Below are 22,503 nucleotides of genomic sequence, written 5' to 3'. Positions count from 1 at the left end.
ATTTAACTATTTATCGTTGTTTTCTAACAAGCGATTTAAAAGTAACTCTAGATTTACGGTTGCGAATGAAGAACTATAATCGGATAAACCATAAGGTATAATAAGCTCCCCGTTACTGATTATTGATCCACAAGAATAGACCACGTTTGGAACATAACCTTCACGCTCATCATTATTTGGTATAATTAGTGGTTCCATTAAATGTCCTATTTCTTTGGTTGGGTCTTCTAAATCTAACAACACTGCTCCGATACAATATCTCCTCATTGGGCCAACACCATGGGTGATTACCAGCCAACCTTTGTCAGTTTCAATCGGCGAACCACAGTTTCCTATCTGCACGAGCTCCCAACAGTAACGTGGCTGTTTTAGCAAAATTGGATTTTCCCAAACATTCACTTTGTCAGAGAACATGATGTAATTATTCCAACCATCTATCCTACTCATCATCACATATTTCCCGTTTATTTTCCGGGGGAATAACGCTAAATTTTTATTTTGTGCGCCATCTCCATAAAGCGGAATCACTTTAAACTCATAGAAATCCTCCGTTTGTACTAATTTCGGAATGATAAGTGATCCATCAAATGCGGTATAAGTTGCGTAATACACTACTCTTCCATCATCTTTTATAAATTTTACAAACCTGGCATCTTCAATTCCTTTTCTTTCGAACTCTGAGATCGGGAAAATAACACGATCGGAAATATCGGTATCTTTTGAAAAACTTATCGTGTGGTAGGTATCAGAAAGCCAAAGCACTTTATCGAATTCAACCGATTTGATTGGGTTATCTTTATGTAAGCTTTTAGAATCTTTAATGATATTACTTAGTGTAGTATACTCAAACTTATCATCTAATTTAGCTTCAATCTCCTCTAAAACCGAAGGATCAATTTGTGCGTAGGCAGCCTTTTTTAGGAAAAGTTTTTTAACATAAATTGCATTTTTCACCACCTCAGCTTCATCTACATAATCGCCTACCGGCAGCACCTGAATATTATTATTTTTATCAATTAATGCCCTTCGGAAAACAATCGATGAAATGTGGCCTTCCCCAACAGCTCTGAAGCTTATAATTACTCTTTTCTCGCCTTCCACTAAATCCGTTTGATCAGGATCATCTACAATACTGGGATTAAAAAAAGCAGCAGATTCAATTGAATATTCGTGTGTAAAGTAAGCACCGATCAGTAACCTTTTATATTGATCAAGGTCTTCCATATCGGTATTTAACATGGTAAACTGCTTTTTAAGTTTTTTACAATGCCGATTTAAAATCTTTGTGATATTCCTATGTCGTTTTGAGTATTCCTGCAGAATTGGCGATATTAAGGAGAAAACTTTTTCATCAGAAAACTCTAAAACTTTTCTTATCACCTCAAGCGCTCTTTCCTCTCCGTTAAAAAAAAAACGGGCAATAACACGTTTGGTATCGGGGTTTACCTTAACGGGTTTTCGTTCAATGTATAATCTCATTTTTATGTTGATTTGATCGTTAATTCGAATTCTTTATCCGAATATTTTCAATATGTATATTAACTAAATTTACTATATAATTGTTTCTTTTTTTATCCTTTTGAGGATAATCTTTACCTTTAACATTATTGTTGTTCTCGCCGGGATCAGCATTCTAAAAACACAATCATGCCTGAAAACATTACCCCAATTAATAGCGACAGCCGATTAGAAAAACTTTTATATTATGAAATTTTAAATTCACCAGCGGAAAACACCTACGATAATATAAGCTGGTTGGCGGCTGCAATTTTCGAGGTTGAAAATGCTGGAATTTGCTTTATAACCAACGATGATATTTTTATAAAATCGCAAGTTGGAAAGAAAATTGAATTATCAAAGAATGATAGTTTTCTATCTCCAGAATACTTAAAAGACGGGTCGGTAACAAGGAATAATATCGCAAGAAGTGATGAGCCTGATAAATATATAGCTGTACCCATCAAATCTCCTGATTATTTTATAATTGGAGCGCTTTATGTGTTTGGCAACATCACGGCAGAACCAACGGAAAAACAAAAAGAAATGTTATCAAAATTAGCAGAACTAGTTATTGACAAATTAGAAACCAGGATTGCCATCAGACAAACACTAACTGCTCAGGATGATCGCTTGCATGTGCTCATTCACGATTTAAAAAATCCGATGACTACTATTTCGCTGCAATCGGAATTGGTGAGTAGAATGCCAAACATTGATGAAAAAGCAGGCTTGATTGCTTCAAAAATTAACTTGCAATCAAAAAAAATGGTCGGTAGTTTAAACGAAATTTTAAGCTCGGCTAAAAAAGTAAGTGGTTCCTTTAAACCACAAAAAAATAAAATTGATCTCCGAGAAGTTTTAAATGCGGTTAGCCAAAAACTAGCGCCACTGGCTAATAAAAAAAATCAAAACTTTGATATTAAAATAAATTCGGCTTTAGAAATTTTTGGCGACGATGAAAAGATAACGAAGCTTTTTTATCACATCTTACATAATTCAATTAAATTTTCTCCTGAAAATAGAAGCATCACATTGTTGCATCAGCAAGAAGAAAATTTAATTACGATAGCAGTTAAAGATGAAGGTGTAGGTTTAAATGATATTGATTTGGAAAGACTTTTTATAAAATTTGCAGATCTAAGCGCGGTACCAACTCATGGCGAAAATTCTAATGGTTTGGGTCTTACAGCTGTGAAAATGTTTGTAGATATGCATAAAGGTAAAATTTGGGCAGAGAGTGAAGGAAAAAATAAGGGCACTACTTTTTTTGTTCAGCTACCAATAAAATAATTAATCGAGCAATTCTGCCAACCTCATTTCCTCAAGCGCAATTCTTTCTGGGGCTCCTTTTTTCAGAAATGACCACTTGATTAAACGTATTACTCCATTTTCAATTTCAATACCCGTAATGTCGCCATCACTAAAACAGCAACAACCACTGTTAAAATAGCCTGGTTTGTACTGTTTAAATTCTGGTGCCTCATCCCCTTCCCGAATTCTTTTCTTCAATTCGGCATTTAATAAGTCAATTTCTTGTTGATTATTACTTATGGTTGCTCTTTTTAGCTTTAAATAAATTCGCTCCAAATGAGTGAGCGAAGCAAAAACAGGCTGATGCGTATGCCCGGTAATCAGCGAGGTATTTTGTTGTTCTATTTGCCAGCTATACATCATGCTGTTATGTTCGGTTTTAAGCTGATTATCGTAAGCTGGAGTATTAGGATTAATTCGTAAGAACGATTGCAAAGGTGCCCAAATTGTACTAACAAACCACTTACTAAACCAATTTCCATCACTTTGTAAATCACCCTGATGGCCATGAGTAAGGAAAATATTTAACTTTCTATCCGCTATATTCGTTCTTAAAATAGCACCTTCATAAATGGGGATCTTTTTTCCATAAATTCTATTTAGGTTGAAGCCAGCAAGTGGATCGTTATCCCAATACAAATCGTGATTACCGAATATTTTTGTAAACGATTCAGAGAGTATAAATGCCTTCTCTGCCTCAAAAGTAGCTTTATTGTGTTTAATCACAGATTCCATTAAATTTTCCCATAATTCTTCACTATCTCCCAGGTTGATGTAATGAAAATTTTCTTGATGATAATGAGCAAGCGCCGCTAAATAGTTTTTCTCTGCCAGAGCGAAATCATCAGCATAGTCTCTTGCGCCTTTATGCTGATCTGAAAAGATGATAAATTTATCGTCCGGTTGCAAATCGAAAACCAATCCTCGTTTGCCGGGCTCATCCAAAATAGTGTCATAAAGTTTGGTCAATGCTTCGTGAATACGTATCTGATTAGGTCGAGAACCAAACTTGTTAGAGAGGTTAATTACCCATTTACCTAATAATCTTTGTAAAAACTTTCGCATTGAAACTATTAATATGTAGATGAAAATAACAAAAAAGAGCTACAAACGTTTCGAAATCTCCATATTTAAAACTCGGTAACTTTTGCAGGAAATGTTCGGTAACAAATCATTTATATTGGTTTCTTTTTTGGCTAATATACTTACATTAGTCTGCTAACCAAATGAAAACCAAAATGACACCATATCAATTTCAAAAACTACTAAAACCTTTTAGTTTAGCCATTACTGTCCTTATTTTCAGTAGTCTTTGTGCTTTGGCACAAAACAATAAAACTCCTGAATTGCAATTGAGTAATGTCAAAAAAATCGCTCGATTAACGGGAACACTACTCAAAGGTGAACAACTTCCCAGTCCGAATAATACTGCAAAGGACTATGATGTTGGTGGAACTGATCTGGGAATTTTTTGGCAAATGGAAGGTTCAAAAGTCGGGATCTTTTTCGGTGATACCCATGGAAGAGAATTTATTGCTGAAAAGGATGGTAAAGGCGGTGGCAATGGTGCTAATTGGCGATCAAATGTTCTGGCATTTTCAAGCGACAATAATCTGGAGGATGGAATCACAATTGATTCTATGGTATTGGATGAAAACGGAAGTGCCCGAGAAATTATTGCTGGTGGAAAGACAAATCCTAAAAAATACAACACCTCTATTCCAACAGCAGCTATTCGAGTAGGTAAAACAGATTATGTGCATTACATGAACATTTATGATTGGGCCGGTAAAAATGGCCGATGGCTTACTAACTTGTCTTCGTTATATACCTCAACAGATGATGGAACAACTTGGACGAGAAAAGTGGCAGTAACCTTTAATGGCAATAGTAAGTTTTCTCAGATCTGTTATGCTAAGAAAGATGGTTTTGTTTATATGATAGGGAGCTTAGCCGGTCGTGGTGGGCCTGGATATCTGGCCAGGATTAAGGAAAAAGAAATGCTGAATTTAGATCAATATGAATATTGGAATGGTGATTCGAAAAAGTGGTTCAAAGCTGATGAAGGTAAAGCGACCGTTATTATCCCCGGACCCATTGGCGAGGCCTCCCTCCTATATCATCAGAAATTTAAGCGATGGATCATTGCTTACAGCTACGATTCAGCTTATGATCCAATGGCGAAAAGTAAATTCCATGCTATGGTTTATCGCGATGCCAAAAGTATTAATGGAACCTGGAGCAATCTAAAAATATTAGCCGATGTTAACCAATTTAAAGGATTATACTGTCCTTATATTTATCCGTTAAAAAATAATACCGATCATTTATACTTCACTATGTCGCAGTGGGAACCCTATAATGTTTACCTTATGAAAGCTGATATCAGCATGAAATAGCTAAGCATCTTCCCCGTTCCAAACATCATCATCCGCATGTTTTATCTCATCGTGGCTAGATGTTGATGACTTGAAAAGCTCATCGTGGTGGTAATTTCTTTCAGGATTTTCAGGTAACATATCGTCATGTTCCAATGCTACTTTACGCAGGTGTTCTGGTTTTTTAACTTCTGGTAAATCATCATGAATAACTGAAGGAGTTAAAATTTTCTTACCGGGATTAGATTTGTTTTCCATAATGCGAGTTGCTCAAATTTCAAGCCATAACTTGACTGTAAAAAACAATACCCGCCTATTACTCGGCAGGTATTGTTATAAAAATTAATAATTTCCGGTTACTCCTACTTCCAAACCTCTCAGTTCTGCAAGKCCGCGTAAACGCCCAATGGCCGAATAACCGGGGTTGGTCTGCTTTGCAAGATCATCCAGCATCTGGTGTCCGTGATCCGGGCGGAAAGGAATCGGTTGTTCCCTTTTGGCGTTTTCTTCCGTTAATGCCTTCATTATCTCGAACATGTTTACATCGCCGCCCAAATGGTCGGCCTCGTAAAAACTGCCGTCATCATCTTTTTTAACATTACGCAGGTGCGCAAAATAAACACGCTCTTTAACTGCGTTAAAAATCGCCAGGGTGTCGTTTTTCATTCCCGCACCCAAAGATCCGGTACAAAAACACACGCCGTTAAAAGATGCACACGCCGTTAAAAGNTGCATTCCAGAGAAACCGAGAGAATTCCCTTTTGGCGTTTTCTTCCGTTAATACCTTCATTATCTCGAACATGTTTACATCGCCGCCCAAATGGTCGGCCTCGTAAAAACTGCCGTCATCATCTTTTTTAACATTACGCAGGTGCGCAAAATAAACACGCTCTTTAACTGCATTAAAAATCGCCAGRGTGTCGTTTTTCATTCCMGCACCCAAAGATCCGGTACAAAAACACACGCCGTTAAAAGGCTGGTTTACCTCGTTGATGATATATTCAAAATCTTCCAGCGTACTCGCTATCCGTGGCAGACCCAAAATTGGATAAGGCGGATCATCGGGATGGATCGTCATCTTTATCCCTTCTTCGGTACAAACTCCGGCAATGGCGTTAAGAAAAAATTTCAGGTTTTCTTTCAGTCCCTGCGTACCGATTGCCGCGTATTCGTTTATGCTGGCCCTCAGGGTTTCCAGCTCAAYTTCTTTTTCGTTGGGAATGCCCATCAGTACGTTGATGCGCAGATCCTGCAGTTCCGCCTCGTTGAGCGTRGCGAACTTTTCRTTGGCTCTTTTGAGGATGGATGAATTGTAATCAGCCTCCGCATTTTCTCTCTTCAGGATATGSAGATCAAAGATCGCCAGATCGATCCAGTCGAAATAAAGGGCCTTTGATCCGTCGGCCATTTSCAGATCGAGCTGGGTACGTGTCCAGTCCAGAACAGGCATAAAATTATAGCATACCGTTTTRATGCCGCACTGAGACAGGTTGCGCAGTGAAATCCGGTAATTTTCCAGGTAGTGTTCCGCATCATGTCTACGGGTTTTGATCGCCTCGTGAACCGGTGATATGCCGCACTGAGACAGGTTGCGCAGTGAAATCCGGTAATTTTCCAGGTAGTGTTCCGCATCATGTCTACGGGTTTTGATCGCCTCGTGAACCGGTACACTTTCCACTACCGACCASGTTAAACCTGCAGCTTCAATAATCGCTTTGCGTTCCCTGATATCTTCCAAAGGCCAAACCTCGCCGTGTGGAATGTGGTGCAAAGCAGTTACAATTCCGGTTGCACCGGCCTGTTTAACATCCTGCAGCCGTTCCCTGATATCTTCCAAAGGCCAAACCTCGCCGTGTGGAATGTGGTGCAAAGCAGTTACAATTCCGGTTGCACCGGCCTGTTTAACATCCTGCARACTCACCGGGTCGTTCGGACCATACCAGCGCCAGGTTTGTTCCAGTTTTTTATATTTCATTTCCATAATTTAAACTCCCGAAAAAGCACCAAAACCACCGTCAACGGTGATATTCTCCCCATTTACAAATTTTGAGGCATCACTTAAAAGATAAATCAATGCCCCGATCAGTTCCTCGGGCGCACCAAACCTTTTGAAAGGTGTTTTTGAAAGAATCGCATTACCTCTTGCCGTTAACGAACCATCTTCATTGGTTAAAAGTGCTCTGTTCTGGTTGGTAATAAAAAAGCCCGGAACAATGGCGTTCATCCTTACTTTGTCGCCATATCGGTTGGCCAGCTCTACTGCCATCCATTTGGTATAACTGTCTATCGATGATTTTGCCAGTGAATAACCCAAAACCCTGGTTACCGCCTGTGTTGCCGAAACAGATGAAATATTCACGATGCTTCCGCCGTTCTTCGCTATTTCTCTACCAAAGATCTGCGTGGGTACCAGTGTTCCAAAAAGATTCAGATCGAAGGCCTGTTTCAAAGCTGAGATGTTCAAATTAAAGACATCGCTGCCGGGCTGGACTACGGCTTCTGCAATATTACCGCCTGCACCGTTCACCAGTGCATCTATACGACCAAAGGTGCTGATAATCTCTGTGTTCGCATCGATCAGGTTTTGCTCATTAAGTACATCGGCAAGGATGTAGATTGCTTTGCCACCGGCATTTGTAACCGTTTCTGCCCTTAAACGGGCAACTTCCTCATTTCTGCCGATGATTGCAATGTTTGCCCCGGCGGAGGCAATTCCGTTTATAAATGCTTCGCCCAAAACCCCGGTTGCCCCGGTTACCACCACAACTTTATTTTTGAGCGAAAACAGGTGCTCGATATTTTCTGCCATTCTTTATTCGTTTATTTTCACTGGCCTCATTCTTACCAGATAAATTGGATATTTATGTATGTAATTAGTTGAAATACGACAAGCCTATTTACTTCTAAGCAGTGCCTCTAAATAATAATAGTCAGCATAATTAATCGGCACATCGATTTCTGATTTAGCTGGTCGATGCCCGGTGCTATGCTCCAAAATAAAACCATAGTTGTCGCCAATTTTACTGGTATATTTTGTACTCAGCGAATATAGAATTTTATCTGCTGCAGCTTTATATTTTTTTGCATTTCCACTGTATTTCGCCAATTCGTACAGCGCAGAAGCTGTGATGGCTGCCGCAGAAGCATCTCTGGAAACATTTGGAATATTCGGATCATTGTAATCCCAATAAGGAATGCCATCAGCTGGGGTAACTTTGCTATTGAGGATAAAACCAGCGATTCCATCCGCTTGAGCCAGATAAGCTTTGTTTTTGGTTTCTCTAAAGCAAAGCGTGTATCCGTATAGTGCCCAGGCTTGTCCACGAGCCCAGGCAGACTCATTGGCGTAACCTTGTGCAGTCAACTTTTGAAGGATATTTCCGCTTTTGAGTGTATCATAATCAATTACGTGATAAGAACTGAAATCGGGGCGGAAATGATTTTTAATGGTATGATCCGCATGAGATACAGCAATTTTGTAAAACGATGAATCACCGGTCATTTTCGTGGCTTCAAAAAGCAGTTCCAGATTCATCATGTTGTCGATAATTACTGGATATTTCCACTTGTCGCCATTGTGATCCCATGATTTTAGCACTCCGGCAGTTTTGTTAAAACGGGTGGAAAGCGATTTTGCAGCCTGAATAATTACCGCTTTATAGGCAGTATCACCAGTTAAGCGGTACCCATTTCCAAAGGGACCATAAATCATAAATCCTAGATCATGTGTTCCCCGATTATATTGCTCTTTTTTGATATCCTCCGTATATTTTCTAGCCAGATTAAACCACTTTTTATCTTTCGTATACTGATAGAAATACCATAATTCAGCAGGGAAAAATCCACTTGTCCAATCTCTTGAAACCACCATTTTGAATTGCCCTTTTTCCACTGTTCGTGGTGAAACCAGGTTTGGTTTTATCAGGCGGGCCGAATCAACATTTTTAATTAATATATCAGTTTGTTTTGCAGCCGAGGCAAAAGCCTGCTTCACATTAACTTTCTGTGCGTTTGCCAAATTGAATGACAAAGCACATAGAAACATCATCTTAATTTTCATACTATAACCAAATTAAAGGATTGCGGATAGGCAGGTTTCGAATGACCTCTTCTACCTGCGGTTTGTGATCTAATTTTTTCCATGCTGAATACCACGATGATTGATTGTACTGAACCGCACCAACCAATAAAAACGGCTGTGCAACCGGCCAATTTTCCCAGTACATTACATCGGGTTTTAAAGGCCATTTGCTTTTATCTACAATAAACGGATAAAGATATTCAATACCTTTTTTAATTGATTTTCCATCAACAGTTTCAAAGTTAAAAAGATTGTCTTTAGGCGTTGATAAAATCTGACAAATCATCGTCATGGCATCCAGGTTAAAAATGGAATAGCCATAGGCTTTAGTTCTGGCGATTTCTAATGGAAAACTTCCGTCGTTCCCCATTTGATTGGGCAGCAGGATGGTTTTGTATCGCACACGCAAAGAGTCGAGCATGCTTTCATCACCACATAACTTTGCAAACGAGGCCACTTGCATGGCCCAACATGTAGCATGGTTATTTTTTACAGTTTTTTCTTGGATTCCGGGTACAGAGGTATTGAGCCACAGGGTATAATCTGAAAACCATTTCTTGATACCCGACAAAGTTGCCTTATTGAAAGATTTTGCTTTTTGCATCACCAAAGCACCCTGAGCCACTTCCATTAGGTGGATAGTATCGATAATACCATAATTGCGACCAGTAAACCTTCCTTTCACTGCCTGAGCAAAAAGTAAGTTTGGATTCATTAACGTATTGCTATCAATAAACCAGGCTTGAAAGTGTTTAATGGCATGTTTAACAAATTTTTCATCGCCCGTAATTTTATAAGCTGATGCCAAGGCGCCTATAATTTTGCTGAATCTGATCATCACTTTGCGGTGCTCCACAAAGTTATCCGGATTGGTTAAACCATCTTTACTGATGTATGGTCCATCAGGATTTTTGGGATCAGGCCACCAATAATCGGCTTCTGAAAAGAAATCATGTTTCCCACCAGCACTTCGGGGAGAAGGTGAAGCTGTGATGGTTATCGGGGCCTGAGTTAATGCCCAGGCAGACTCGGCTAAAACTTGCTTTTTCAGTAACAGTTCCGCTTGTTTTGCCAGATCGGAAGCACCCTTTTCCGAATGCTGATCAGCCCCAGAAAATGCCGTTCCAATAACAGAAGAAACGGCGACTAGTAATATCAAAGAGATCTTGTTCATCATTTATAATTCTTGAAAAACTGTAGGAATGCCATCTGAAACGACAGAAGCAATACTTTTTCCTTTATTTAATTTAACTTTTATCGTTGCTCTTCCGTTATAGGCCTGCACTTTTCTAGCACCTGAAGATGTGCCCAGGTTATCAAGTAATTTGCCATCGCCGGTTAGGCCGAAATTAATCCAGTTCATGGCATCCAGACATTGCACACTATTACTATCAAACAGCTTTACTTCCAATGTAGCCACATCATCTTGCTGACTAATTTTTGTAAGAGTCATCTTTGCAGGTTTACTCCATTTTTCTGTCTGATAATTGAATTTAATCTCATCTGTTACCGTAACGTTACCCTTTTTCGCGATCACTTTTACTGTATTTTCTCCTTTGATAAAAGGGAGGTTCCACCGCAAACCGGCCGCAGGAAAATCCTGACTATTGCGTTTTTTGATTCCAAAACTTTTGCCATTGAGGAAAATTTCGGCCTCATTACAGTTTGAATATACTTTTACCATTTTTTCTTCGCCCTCATCCCCCCAACGTACAGGCCAACTGTGGCCATAAATATGCGCCATCGGTTTCTGGATCCAGTAAGACTGAAAAACATAGTAAGATTCTTTTTTAGTAAAATCTCTTTCCACTACCCCTTTTTGGTTCATGTAGGGAACTGGGTTTTCAGGACGGACAGGCGTAGAAAAATCTTTGAACGGCCAATAAGCAGTACCGCTAAGCCATGGCATATTTTCCTGTTCTTTTAAATGCCAATCAATCAGGTTAGTGATGTACGATTCACTCCAATCTCCATCCTTGGAAATTCTGGCACCACCCCCATACAAAGAGGCATCGCCAGCCCTTTCATCAGCTTTGCCACCGGTTTTGATTTTGCTCAACGCTTTATCCGGGTTTTCCGAATGGCGCCCTGCATGACTATCGCCGCCCCATTCTACATGTAAAAAGCGTTTTACTTTGGCAAATTCATCTTCAGATGCTTTTTTGTAATCCGTGTAAACACCACGATACCAACCCGCCCAGATAGAAGGCGAATACACATCTACAATGTCAGCACAGAAGTCGCACCTTCTGATTGCGGTATATCTGGAAGCGTCCATTTCATGAGAGATGTTGTTAAGTTCTTTCATAAACGTTCTAATCTTTTCCTTGTCGAATTCCGGAAAATCGCCTGGCCAGTCATTTTCATTTCCCAAACCCCAGATTATTATAGAAGGATGATTGTAGTGCTGTTCGATCATGTTTTTCAACATCGTTCGGGCTTGTTGCTTGTAAACATCACCACCCAAACCGCCTCTGCACCAAGGGATCTCTTCCCAAACTAAAATGCCAAGACTATCGCAGAGATTAAGCACAATTTTAGATTGCTGGTAGTGGCCCAAACGGATAAAATTAACGCCCATGTCCTTCATCATTTGCATTTCAGTGCGAATCATATCCTCTGTCATCGCCGCAGCTACACCAGCATGATCCTCATGGCGATGGGTTCCACGTAATAACAAGCGCTTTCCGTTTAAGTGAAAAGGCCCCTTTTCCACAAAATTAATATGCCTGAAACCTACCTTCTCTTCACCCTGATAAGTTCCGGCAGAAGAAGTGATTTCGTAGCTTAGGGTATATTGAAGGGGATTATCGACAGTCCAGAGTTGAGGTTTGTTGAACTGGAAAGTCCACAGATCGAGGTCGCTATCCAGACTAGTTAACTTCTTAACTTGTTTTGCGATAACCTTACCCAATGGATTTAACAATTTCAGTTGAACGGTTGCATCAGATAAGCCTGTTGGATTATAAAATCTGCCTTTTACATTCAGCTTTGCAACTTTTCCCTGTGCATCAGTTTCTGCCTTGACAAACATTTTATCAACGTAAAGTGCAGGTGTGTAAACCAGATTTAGGTAGCGGTAAATGCCACCGTAAACATTAAAATCAGATAAATCGGATGGAATCATCTCCAGATCTCTGGAATTATCAGTGCGAATAGAAACCGGAATTTTCCCTTTAAACTGCTTTTGATAGGCTTCACTTTTTTTGAAAGCCGCAACCGCATCGGTAATATCAGCGGTCCATTCATCATAACCGCCTACATGTGAAGCGACTTTGGTAGTGTGTATATACATATCAGTCTTTTGTCCAGCGCCTTCAAAATGCAGAATGGTTCTGCCATTTTTGTATGGATTTGCTACTAAGAGCTGCGTACGATACCATGCCGGCCCCTGATAGTAATTCACATCCGGATCAACCGCATCGGTTGCATTAACACAATGTGGTAAGTTCACTTTTTGCCAAAGTGGAACAGATTCAGGATTCCCTACCCCTACGGGGCGAACGGCTTCCCAGATTCCACCCAAATCTTGTTTCAGAAATTCCCAGTTTTGGTTTAGGCGAACTGACTTTTGCGCCCAAGTAATGTTACTACATAAAAGTAAAGCAACGATAACTAAATATTTTAAGTACTTATACATTTTATAATTAATAAATTTTTCTGAGTTGAATAGCATTTAAAACAGCTTTACCCGTGATGGCATTGAAACTAATGGTAATACCCTTATTTCCTTGAACTGAAATTCGTGTTTTCTTTTTAACGGCAGTAGCATAACCATAATCGGTTGCTAAATTTACACTGGGCATAAACATATCGCCATTAATTAGCACGTCAAAAGTTCTATATTCTTCAATTTCTTTTTTGTGGTTATTATCCAGGTTGTAAGCTAAAGCTTCTTTTACCGCTCCTCCTAATAATTCTGCAAAGTAGATTGTAAGTTCATACTCCCCATCTGGCACATCGAACTTAAATTCTTTGATACCAACCTGTTGGGTCTGATAAACCGGATCATCGTTAGTATCCAGAATATTTTTGTCGCTGCCATAGCTTATTCTGTTATTGGTTCCTTTAAAAGCTTCTCCACCGATATAACCCCATGATCCTTTTCTATAAGGCCGATCTGGTATCCAAACCTGATGTTCCTGATCATCAAGATAAATTCTTTTCGAACCTAGCAGAACATTCATCTGCTGAAAAGGAATTTTATCCGTAAAAGAATAAGGTTGCAATTGAAAATTGATTTCAGCCTGGTCGCTCAGATTACCTGAAACAACCCGTACCTGATTCAGGCCGTTAACAAATGGAACTTTCCAATCTATGATATGATCTACAGCTTCTTTGATTCCAAAGCTTACTCCATTCAAAAATAATTCAGCTGATTTTAAATTCGTGGCGACTTGTACATTCTGCGTGCTCACTGCTTTGCCAGAATCAGCAAGGGCAGTACGGTCTTTCCAATGAGCCGATGTTATTTTTAAATATGGCTTTTTGGAAAGATAAGCCTGATAAAGAAAGTAGCTATCTTTCGGTTTTCTTCCAATGGTTAACAAACCCTTATTGTTGATATGCGGCATGGTTTCTTCACGGGTTTCCGAATTAAAATCGGCCAGATTCCAGGCCATCCCCCCGGCCACGAAGGGTCTGCTTAACATGGCATTGAGATAAACCTGATGGAATTTTATAGCATACTCCACACTTTTGTCGAACCTGACCGGATCTGTCGATCTGATTCTTGGATCAGCATCAGCTCCATATTCAGTTACCATAAACGGCGTGTTTGGCAACTCTTGATGATGACGGTCGAGAAATTTGGCAAAATCTGCAGGCACACCCGAGTACCATCCTGAATATAGGTTCCAGCCGACGATCATTGGTATTTTGGTAAGGCCAACTTTATTGTAAAGATCCCAGGCGCCGTGATTTACAAGTAGCGTATATCGTGATGGATCGAGCTTACGCGTTAAACTATCCAGCTTTTCGGCCAGTTCCCTGATGTGATCGAAATAGATTTGCTGCCGAGGCTTATCATCTGCGAACTTTGGCCGCAATAGAATTTCGTTCATATAAGCCCAGATGATTACGCTGGGGTGGTTAAAATTCTGACTGATCATTTCCCGCTGCATATCCAGGCAGTTATTGGTAAAGGCTGCTGATTCGGTGATGGTATTCACTACTGGAATTTCTACAGACGCGAGAATTCCAAGCCGGTCGCAGGCCTCCAAGATGACCGGGTCTTGCGGATAATGGGCAACCCGCAAAAAATTTCCGCCCATTTCTTTTAGTAGCTCCACATCCCTGATTTGAAGGGCGTCGGGAACAGCATTCCCCATGTTTTCGTAATCCTGATGACGACTTGCCCCAATCAACTTAAGCGGTTTACCATTCAAAAAGAATCCTTCGTTGGCATCAAATTTAAACCACCGAAACCCAACCGGGTTAGAAACCTGATCAATCGGCTTTTCTGTTTTTGCATCTAAAATCTGGGAAACCAAACGGTAGAGATATGGATTTTCTGGAGACCACAAAAGAGGGCTTTTAATGGGTTTGAGGTTTTGAACAATAGATTTATTCTCGCCTTTTTTTAAATTGACATCTACTACTTCTTTGGTAATAAGTGTACCCTCATCATCGTAAAGTTGTTGTAAAACCTTTATCTTTTTATCTGTTGCAGCGTCATTTTTAACATAAGTATTTACCTTAACGGTTGCATAACTGGCACTTACCTGTGGCGTATTAAGGAGAACGCCGGAACTGCCACTCTCGCTTTGCGAAAAATGTACCGCATCGGTAATCAGCAAATTTACATTCCTGTAAATGCCTCCGAAAAAAGTAAAATCGGCAGTGAGGGGCGGAATATCTTCGTTGAAGCGATTGGTGACCCGTACTTCCAACAAATCGTTTTTAAAATTTAAGAAATCTGTAATGGGTACAACAAATCTGTTGTAGCTACCCATATGCTTACCTGCTGATTTTCCATTGATCAATACTTCTGCTTCCTGACCAACACCATTGAAGATTAAAAAAATCTGTTTCCCTTTCGCCGATTCATCAAATTTTAAATTTCTGGTGTAAATCACCAATCCCCTGTAATAACCGGGCTCATCATCCAGTACATCTTGTACATTCCAGGTATGGGGAATGTTTATATTTTGATTTGGCCCTTCACCTTTACGAAATTGCCATTGATCATTCAGGCTTATTAGTTTTCTTTCACCCATTTGAGCAGAGGAAAAGGAAGCGAAAAGGAGCAGTGGGGCAAGTAAATAAAGAAATTTTAATTTTAGCATAAACAGGATCGGATTGATTTCAATAGAAAGGGAACGGTTTGTAAATTATCTGCGCTAAATTTAATTTACCTCCCTGCCGAAACCAGCTTGGGAGGTATTATTATAAGCTTCTCAATTATTTAAAGCACTAACGGATTTCAATAAATCGCTTGAATGCCTGAGTGAATGTACCAACCGTGTATTGTTGTGTGGTGTTGGTAACTAGATTAATTTCAATTCTTCGTGTACCAGGCGCCTGATTATTCAGTACCTTAAAATAAAGCGTGTCAATCTTAGTTTCGGCCTTTGGAAATACCAAAGAATAAACTCCGTTAGGCGAAGTAATTTTGTTTCCGCTTCTATCAACCACTTCAAAATCTTGCCCTACAACGGCCGGGTTGGTAATTCCGGTGGTAACTAGTGCATATTGTGCGGCAGGATCATAATCACGCAGGTAAGAAGAATGGAACTTAACCGGAAATTTGATCAGTGCAGTTTGGTTTCTAAGTACAGATGCCGTAGCGGTATTGTTCCAGGGGATAGAGAAAAAACCTGCATAATAATAATTCTCTAATTCTGGTACGCCAACAGGATCTGTTTCTAATTTATCGCAACTTGAAAACAATGCACTGCTAAACAGTATTGCTGTCAAAAACTTGATGTGTAATAATTTCATAATTATATTTTTAATTCCAGTTTGGATTTTGCTTAATGTTATTTCCACTCAAACTAATTTCCTGTAAGGGAACGGGATATAAATAATCTCTAAGTGGGTTAAATGCCCTGTTGTTGGCGGCTTCTACTACCAACACACCATCGGCGTTTAAAACCAAGGTTGCCGGAAGCGTTCCTACCCATTCAACAGCATTGTATTTGGCACCGAGCAAAGCTTTTGGCAACACGGATTCTGCAGTTTTCCACCTGATTAAATCTCCGTATCTAAAACCTTCTAATGATAGCTCGACTGTTCTTTCTCTTCTGATTTCTTCACGCATACTAAGTCCGTTTGCTGCAACGAAAGCATTTGTTAAGCGCACATTTAACCCAGCCCTAGTTCTGATCAGGTTAATGGACAAATCCAGATCAGCATCAGAAATGGTTTCATTTAACTCATATTTAGCTTCAGCGTAGGTTAATAAAACTTCCGCGTAGCGAATAAGTGGTTTGTGCACTGTTGAATTATTATTGGTAGTCCAATCTTGAGCATTAAACCCTTTTTTGGCGGCAAATGCTGATCTTGAGCCTAAGGAAGTACCTGGAACCCAGGGGCGCTGGTAAGCTTGTTCTCCACTTCTGAACACCAACGTTGTAATTCGCGGATCACGATTATCCAAAATCGTGTTATATGATGTTTCTGCTGCTTCATTAACAAACAATGGGGATCTGGATGCCGATGGAGAATTATCGGTATTAAAAGCAGGCAAGCCATCCCTGTATAAAAACATGCGGATCAGGTTTCTTGTCGGTGCAATTCTACCATTTTCCAAATCGCGGGAAGTGTTATGCACCAAACCGATAGCCGATGTACCTCCGTATAATTTTACAAAAACATTTTCCGTATTGGCTGCGCCTTCACCATCGTGGGTAAACATGCCCTGATAGCTGGCAAAAAGACGGTGACCCTGACCCATTACCTGTGTAGAGGCATCAATTGCGATTTGTAGGTGCTTTTGATAATCGGCAATTCCGAAAAATTTCATACGGGTACCTTCATTTAAGGCAATACGGGCTTTTAATGCCCATGCAGCGCTTTTAGTCACCCGGCCATATTGTAATGCCGGTAATGCGGCCCGTGTTGGCAACCAGGTTGCTGCAAAATCCAAATCATCATACATCGCCTGTACAACCAGTAAACGTTCTGTACTTGGCATTGATAATTCTGGCGCATCAACGCCAAGTGTTTTCAAAATCAAGGGCACATTGCCATATTTTTGAACAAGGTTAAAATAAGCATAAGCTCTGAAAAACCTGGCTTCGGCAAAATAACGGTTTTTAATGGCATCACTAACCTGTGCTTTTGTGCCTTTTTCCAAAATATTATTGGCCGTAAAAATATGCTGGTAAGGTACCCGCCAGTCATCACTCGTGCCCGGTACGCCGCGGTTTCCGTTGCTCACCTGGTTAAGGCCGCCTTGGTTAACATTGTCATCTGCCCGGTTATCTATGGTGTATCCGGCCAATTGCTGGTACATCCGGTTTGCGGCATTCATTAAATCACTTTCGGTGTTCCAGAATGTATTATCAGTCAATTCAGTTTCTGGTAACCGATCCAGCTTATTACAGGCATTAAATGTCGACACAATTAATATGGCTGCAAAAAATACTTTATATGTTGTTTTCATATCAATCATTTTATAAGGTAATATTTAATCCGAACGATACAGAACGGTAGAAAGGGTATGCTTGTGCACTTACATCATTTCCAACTTCGGGATCGAAAACACTCAGCACATCTGTTTTCTCAAACAAATCCTGCCCGGCGACATAAACCCTTAAGTTTTGGAATATTTTATTTTGTGGTTTGAAGTTATACCCTAGTGTTAGGTTTTTCAGGCGGATATAATTTCCATTCTGCACCCATTTGTCTGATGGCCTGAAGTTATGGGCACTGGTTTGAAACATACGTGGAAAAAACGCGTTGGGGTTTTCTGGCGACCATCGATCCAGGTGAATTGACCATGGCATGTTCGCAGTTCCTAAAATCGGAGATAATGTATTTTCATCGATCAAGAAAGCTCTTTTTGCAACTCCCTGAAAAAATACAGTAATATCAAATCCTTTCCAGGATGCGCCTAAATCCAGGCCAAAAGTATATCTGGCGTTAGTGGTACCAAGGTTTACCAAATCTCCTGAATTGGTTGGCGTACCACCACCTGCATCAATTACTCCATTCCCGTCTAAATCCAGATATTTTACATCACCTGCAGCAGGATTGGCAAAGAACGGATATCTCACCCTTGCTTTGTAAGCATCTGCTTCTGCTTGCGTTTGAAAGTATCCATCAGTTTTATAACCCCAAACGGTATTTAGCGGATAGCCCTGTAAAATTTCTACCACGCCGGCATTCGCTACCGAGTTTCGGCCATCGTATTTAGTTACCTCGTTTTGATTATCAGCAACGTTAAATCCTATTCTATAATCACCATTTTTAAAGGTATCTCTCCATTTTAATTCAAGCTCCCAACCCCAGCTTTTAAGTTCGCCCACATTTAATTTTGGAACATTTACACCGATGGTACTTGGTAAAAATAAATCGGCCAACATATCTTTATTATATTTTACATAATAATCTGCTGTTAAGGTTAGCTTGTTTTTGAAAAGACCGGCATCAATCCCGATATTGCTCGACTGAACGGTTTCCCAGGTTTTATTTGCCGAAGCCAACTGGTTTTGATAGAGATACTGGGTTTTCAAACCGTTAAAAATTACTCTGTTCTGGTTGTCGATCCCAATGCCGCTGGTAATCAAAGGGAAATAATCGTAGAAACCTAACACCGCACCATTACCAACCTGTCCCCAGGAACCTCTAAGTTTTAAATTGCTTACAAAAGGCACATTATCCTTGAAGAATTGTTCTTCGCTGATTCTCCATCCAGCTGAAAATGCCGGGAAGACCTGAAAACGATTTTCAGGCGCCAACCTAGAGCTTCCATCGTAACGAACTACCGCTTCAAATAAATACTTTTCATCGTAATTGTAATTGAAACGGCCGAAAACAGAACCAAAAGCCCAGGTTTCAACTTTGTCTTTATTGGTTTTAGTTGCAGCATCACCAAAATTTAAACTAAAGAAATCGTTCGTTACCATTCCAGTTGCACTGGCAGAAAACTCATCTTTTCTATATTGTTCAAAAGAAGCACCCCCTAAAACTTTAAAGCTGTGTTTGTTAAGCTGTAAATCGTACGAGATTTGGCCGGTTAAATTATCCTGATAACTTTTATTTTTGGTCAAATCGAGCTGATTTAACGCATTGAGCGTATTACGAACCGTATTGGTACTTCTTCCATACCAGTTTAATGTTCTTTTATTCGATTCATAATTATAGAAACCGTAATTACGGGAGGCGTTTAAATCTACAGTAAGGCCTTTAACAAAATTTTTGGCCGTGATATTTATTTTTCCAACGAAGTTATCGAAGTCACTTCTTTGAAACCCTGCATTTTTTTCAATATCAACAGGATTTAATTGTAAATCACCATTGTAAATATTCCCGGTTACATCTTCTTTTGGTACATACAACGATTGTCTGGTACGTACACGGTAAAGCAAATCGATAATATTGCCTGTACTGTAAGAATTTTCGTTTACCTGAGATCCGGCATAACTCAAAATCGCTCCAACTGATAAATATTTGTTGATCTCCGAGTTTACAGAAAGGCGCATTGTTTTAACAGAGTTGTCATCAGGACCGAAACGCATTACTCCGTCTCTTTTAAAATAACTGCCTGACAATAGATAATTTAACTCTTGCTTCCCTCCTCCAATTGATAAATTATATTTCTGTGAGGCATTAACCTTATCCATACCTTCTTTAATCCAGTTGGTATTATCATAATAATCCCAGCGATCGGCGGTTTGGTTTTCGCGATAATTAAAATTAGGATTTTTAAGCCATTCAATTTGCTCAGGAGTAAACTCTCTGGCGCCAGTTGCATTTAACCGTGCCTCATCAATTAAAGTTTGTTCATCCCATGAGTTGAGCCTTTGGGGTTGCCTTGCGGTAATGTTTAAACTGTAGTTATTACTGAAGTTGATGCGTGTTTTGCCACTTGCGCCCTTTTTTGTGGTAACCAGAATTACACCACCGGCCGCACGTGCGCCATAAATAGAGGCAGCAGCAGCATCTTTTAACACCGAAATATTCTCGATATCATCAGGATTGATTAAGGCCAGATCCATTTCCACACCATCAACCAAGGTTAATGCTGCTGTGGTATTTGCAGACGAAAAGCCCCTGATTCTAATCCCCAATCCTTCAGCACCAGGTTTACCACTTCCGCGGGTAATGGTAACTCCTGGCGATATCCCTTGTAATGCCGCAATTGCGTTTGGCACCGGACGATCTTGAAGTTGTTTTCCATCAACCTGTGCTACTGCACCAGTTAAGTTTACTTTTTTCTGCGTTCCATAACCTATTACTACAACATCATTTAGACCTTGCGCATCATCAGCAAGGCTAACATTAATGGTGGTTTTCCCTGCTACGGCGACTTCTTTAGATGCGAAACCAATGTATGCGAATACCAGCACAGCACCTGGGGAAGTCGTTCTAATGGTATATCTCCCGCTTTCATCTGTAACCGCACCAACTTGAGACCCCTTTACTTTAACGCTTACACCAGGCATGGTGATGCCTTTTTCATCTCTGACTGTCCCGGTCACTGTGCTTTGAGCAAAAGCTGTACTATTAATAAGTAGCGTAAATGCAATAACAGCTATAATCTTTGCCTTTGGGAAAGGCTTAATCACATTAGCTGCGAAAGCGCTCAAAAGAAAATAAAATCTCTTCATAATTTATATCGATATTAATCTGTTTGGTGAAACCCAATGCATACCAATGCCACGCTTACTATAGCAATAGCCTAATAAGTTTATGTGGAATAAATTTGATTGCATGCGCTCCAGGCTATTTAATTGCGCCTAAATAATCTGCTTTTTAAAATGAATGGATATGACTAGAGTGGCATATACCAGAGATTTTGATGTCATTTTTTTTGTTGAAACTCTTGCATTTCAGAGAAAAGCAAGGCGACAGCTGATGCTGAGTAGAGTAATTTTTTTCCATGTTTATTTGGTTAGTTTTCTTTAATAAATCTAATTTATGGAAGCAAATAAGAAATTTCCGAGCCTGATTAACAATAAACGCTTAAAATGGGTTTAAACTATATTTCAAACGTTTGAAATAATAGCTGATTTTTGCTTAACTATGTAGTACCCTATTATTAAGTTATATGCAGAATACCCCGGTAACCTTAAAATATCTGGCAGAAAAATTAAAGATGTCAATATCCACAGTGTCTAAGGCATTGAATAATTATCCTACTATAAACGAATTTACTAAAAAACGAGTTCAGGATCTGGCTACTGAATTACACTTTACGCCAAATAAATCGGCCATTAACCTTAAACAGGGACGATCAAAAATTATTGGTATTATTTTACCGAATCTGCTTGACCACTTTTTTACCAGAAGTGTTTACGGCCTGGAACAATTTGCTTCAAAACATGGATATAACGTAATTATCAGCCAGTCGCACGATAGTTTAGAAAAAGAAATCCAATCTGCGAACATGTTGCTGCAAACCCGTGTTGATGGATTAATTGTAGCCATTTCCAAGCACACCCAAGATTTCTCTCATTTTAACGAGTTTGAAAAAATGGGCACCCCTGTGGTTTACTACACCCGAAATCCTAGTTTTAACCTCAGTTGCCACAAGGTTTTGTGCAATACTTTTCAGGGTGCCTATCAAGCTACCAAATTTTTAATCGAGCGGGGGCATCAAAATATTGCCTATTTAGGTGGACCAAAAATGATCAGCTTTACCCATGATAGGTTTAATGGTTACATTCATGCGCTTAAAGACCATGGCATTCCCTTTTCTGCAGAACTAGTGGCTTATACAGATTTTGATAAAGAAAGTACCATTACCGCAATTAAAAATTTGTTTTCATCTGAAGATAAAATACCCACTGCACTCGTGGCCTTTAAAGAGCCGATTTTGTTTGATGCGATGAAATATCTTCGTTCGGTTAACCATCCAAACTTTCAACAGTTGGAATGCATCGGTTTTGGCAATACCTCATTCATCAGCTATTTTAATTCGCCTCCGGTTGCTTCTATTGAAGAAAACCCTGAATCTGTAGGCGAAAATGCGATGAAACTTCTTTTACAGCTATTAAACAGAAATATTGAAACAAACGATTATCAGAAGATATTGGTTGATTGTAAGTTAGTTGTTCATTAACA

General features: G+C 39.7%; 16 protein-coding genes. 3 read left to right on the top strand and 13 right to left on the bottom strand.

The features are described from left to right. Positions 1–6: 6 nt before the first annotated feature. The gene (locus ASE92_RS03950) at positions 7–1,479 is read right to left on the bottom strand and encodes a glycoside hydrolase family 130 protein (RefSeq protein ID WP_056848764.1); all 1,473 of its coding nucleotides are present in this window, start codon (positions 1,477–1,479) and stop codon (positions 7–9) included. Between the two features lie 168 nt (positions 1,480–1,647). Here ASE92_RS03950 and ASE92_RS03945 point away from each other — a divergent pair, with 168 nt between their 5' ends. Then, positions 1,648–2,790 (top strand): sensor histidine kinase KdpD, encoded by a 1,143-nt coding sequence (locus ASE92_RS03945; protein WP_056848763.1) that lies wholly within the window; start codon positions 1,648–1,650, stop codon positions 2,788–2,790. Here ASE92_RS03945 and ASE92_RS03940 read toward each other — a convergent pair whose 3' ends face one another. Next, on the bottom strand, positions 2,791–3,876 hold the full coding sequence (locus tag ASE92_RS03940) for a metallophosphoesterase (protein WP_056848762.1): 1,086 nt from the start codon (positions 3,874–3,876) through the stop codon (positions 2,791–2,793). Between the two features lie 161 nt (positions 3,877–4,037). On the opposite strand from ASE92_RS03940, the gene ASE92_RS03935 reads away from it, so the two are divergent. Continuing rightward, a complete protein-coding gene (locus ASE92_RS03935) occupies positions 4,038–5,210 on the top strand; it encodes a DUF4185 domain-containing protein (RefSeq protein WP_056848761.1) in 1,173 nt (390 codons plus the stop codon). On the opposite strand, the gene ASE92_RS03930 is transcribed toward ASE92_RS03935, so the two are convergent. The 11 genes from ASE92_RS03930 to ASE92_RS03880 form a co-directional block, all read right to left on the bottom strand. Then, a complete protein-coding gene (locus ASE92_RS03930) occupies positions 5,211–5,447 on the bottom strand; it encodes a hypothetical protein (protein ID WP_056848760.1) in 237 nt (78 codons plus the stop codon). 84 nt (positions 5,448–5,531) lie between these two features. Next, positions 5,532–5,855: a mannonate dehydratase gene (locus ASE92_RS03925; protein WP_056848759.1), complete on the bottom strand. Its 324-nt coding sequence runs from the start codon at positions 5,853–5,855 to the stop codon at positions 5,532–5,534. Positions 5,856–5,919: 64 nt separating this feature from the next. Next, positions 5,920–7,164: mannonate dehydratase (gene uxuA, locus ASE92_RS03920; RefSeq protein WP_235527276.1), on the bottom strand; the 1,245-nt coding region annotated here is incomplete at its 3' end. Between the two features lie 9 nt (positions 7,165–7,173). After that, complete coding sequence (locus tag ASE92_RS03915) at positions 7,174–7,998, bottom strand: SDR family oxidoreductase (protein WP_056848758.1); 825 nt, start codon at positions 7,996–7,998, stop codon at positions 7,174–7,176. Positions 7,999–8,082: 84 nt separating this feature from the next. Next, a complete protein-coding gene (locus tag ASE92_RS03910) occupies positions 8,083–9,249 on the bottom strand; it encodes a glycoside hydrolase family 88 protein (RefSeq protein ID WP_056848757.1) in 1,167 nt (388 codons plus the stop codon). 1 nt (position 9,250) lies between these two features. Continuing rightward, a complete protein-coding gene (locus tag ASE92_RS03905; RefSeq protein WP_235527275.1) occupies positions 9,251–10,447 on the bottom strand; it encodes an alginate lyase family protein in 1,197 nt (398 codons plus the stop codon). Then, complete coding sequence (locus tag ASE92_RS03900; RefSeq protein WP_056849275.1) at positions 10,448–12,910, bottom strand: glycoside hydrolase family 2 TIM barrel-domain containing protein; 2,463 nt, start codon at positions 12,908–12,910, stop codon at positions 10,448–10,450. It abuts the gene before it with no gap. A gap of 7 nt (positions 12,911–12,917) precedes the next feature. Beyond that, the gene (locus tag ASE92_RS03895; RefSeq protein ID WP_056848756.1) at positions 12,918–15,557 is read right to left on the bottom strand and encodes a glycoside hydrolase family 2 TIM barrel-domain containing protein; all 2,640 of its coding nucleotides are present in this window, start codon (positions 15,555–15,557) and stop codon (positions 12,918–12,920) included. Positions 15,558–15,684: 127 nt separating this feature from the next. Further along, on the bottom strand, positions 15,685–16,212 hold the full coding sequence (locus ASE92_RS03890) for a hypothetical protein (RefSeq protein ID WP_157255624.1): 528 nt from the start codon (positions 16,210–16,212) through the stop codon (positions 15,685–15,687). A gap of 10 nt (positions 16,213–16,222) precedes the next feature. Next, entirely contained in the window at positions 16,223–17,878 is a 1,656-nt protein-coding gene (locus tag ASE92_RS03885) for a RagB/SusD family nutrient uptake outer membrane protein (RefSeq protein ID WP_056849274.1), read from the bottom strand. Between the two features lie 10 nt (positions 17,879–17,888). Next, positions 17,889–21,047: a TonB-dependent receptor gene (locus tag ASE92_RS03880; protein WP_056848754.1), complete on the bottom strand. Its 3,159-nt coding sequence runs from the start codon at positions 21,045–21,047 to the stop codon at positions 17,889–17,891. Between the two features lie 440 nt (positions 21,048–21,487). Here ASE92_RS03880 and ASE92_RS03875 point away from each other — a divergent pair, with 440 nt between their 5' ends. Beyond that, positions 21,488–22,501: a LacI family DNA-binding transcriptional regulator gene (locus tag ASE92_RS03875; RefSeq protein ID WP_056848753.1), complete on the top strand. Its 1,014-nt coding sequence runs from the start codon at positions 21,488–21,490 to the stop codon at positions 22,499–22,501. The last annotated feature ends 2 nt before the right edge of the window (positions 22,502–22,503 follow it).

It is taken from the genome of Pedobacter sp. Leaf41, from assembly GCF_001422545.1.
Taxonomy (GTDB): Bacteria; Bacteroidota; Bacteroidia; order Sphingobacteriales; family Sphingobacteriaceae; genus Pedobacter.
The sequence above is the reverse complement of the archived record's forward strand: the minus strand, read 5'-3'. Positions and strand labels throughout refer to the sequence as shown.